Raw genomic sequence first — 1,050 nt, 5'->3', positions numbered from 1 at the left:
CAAGGCCTGCACGTGCGCCCAGCTCATGATGTGCAGGGTGTTGGCGGTGAACACCGCATCGAAGCGGCCACCGGCGGTGGGCACCGGCTGCAGGCCGGCGACGGGTTCGGTGACTGCCTGCAGCGCGATGGGCGCCGGCGTATTGGGCAGCGCCGCCTCGTCCAGCCATTGCCTGATGCCCGGCAGGTGGTCGCGGTGATCACTGGCCTGCCAGCTCAGCCACGGCAGCGCCGCGGCGAAATGCACCGCGTGCTGGCCGGTGCCGCTGCCGATCTCCAGCACGCGCCGGGCGCCACCGAGGTGTCGCTGCAGCTCGGCCAGGATGGGCGCGCGGTTGCGCTCGCAGGATTCGGCATAGGGTTTGTCGGGCATGGCGGCGCCACCGGGAAAGACCGTCGTGATTGTGCCGCAATGCCACTTTCGGCCCACGCATGACCATGGTCACTTGTGCCCGGCGTGGGCTGGCGCCGAGATTCAACGGTCTTGCGCGATGCGTGCATCGCCTGCTCCGGAGCCCCGCCCCCATGCAACGCCGTCAGTTCCTCACCCTCTCCGGTCTCGGCCTGGCCGGGATGATGCTGCCCAATGCCCGCCTGATCGCCGCCGAGGAGCTGCTCACGCCATCGGACGTGGCGAAGAAGAAGGCATTGGCCGACACCGTGCTGGCATTGGCCAGGCGCGGGGGTGCCAGCTACTGCGACGTGCGCATCGGTCGTTACCTCAACCAGGCCATCGTCACCCGCGAAGACAAGGTGCAGAACGTCACCAACAGCGAATCCGCCGGCGTGGGCATCCGCGTGATCGTCGATGGTGCCTGGGGCTTCGCCGCCAGCAACCAGACCAATGCGCAGGGCGTGGCCGTCGCCGTGGCCCAGGCCATGGCGATCGCGCGTGCCAACGCGAAGATCCAGACCCGTGCCGTGCAGCTGGCACCGACGCCGGGCGTCGGTGAGGTGCAATGGGCGACGCCGATCCGCAGCAACGCGATGGCGGTACCGGTCAAGGACAAGGTGGAGCTGCTGCTGTCGATCAACGCCGCGGCGATCAACG

2 protein-coding genes are annotated in these 1,050 nt (G+C 68.9%); one reads left to right on the top strand and one right to left on the bottom strand.

What is annotated here, in order from left to right; genetic code table 11:
• Window positions 1-372: DUF938 domain-containing protein (locus VA603_RS11515; protein ID WP_323438927.1), on the bottom strand; the 372-nt coding region annotated here is incomplete at its 3' end.
• 152 nt (window positions 373-524) lie between these two features.
• Between VA603_RS11515 and VA603_RS11510 the strand changes: the two genes are divergently transcribed.
• Window positions 525-1,050: PmbA/TldA family metallopeptidase (locus VA603_RS11510; RefSeq protein ID WP_323438926.1), on the top strand; the 526-nt coding region annotated here is incomplete at its 3' end.

Origin of the sequence: Stenotrophomonas capsici (genome assembly GCF_034961085.1) — a bacterium.
GTDB classification, from domain to species: domain Bacteria; phylum Pseudomonadota; class Gammaproteobacteria; order Xanthomonadales; family Xanthomonadaceae; genus Stenotrophomonas; species Stenotrophomonas capsici.
The sequence above is the reverse complement of the archived record's forward strand: the minus strand, read 5'-3'. Positions and strand labels throughout refer to the sequence as shown.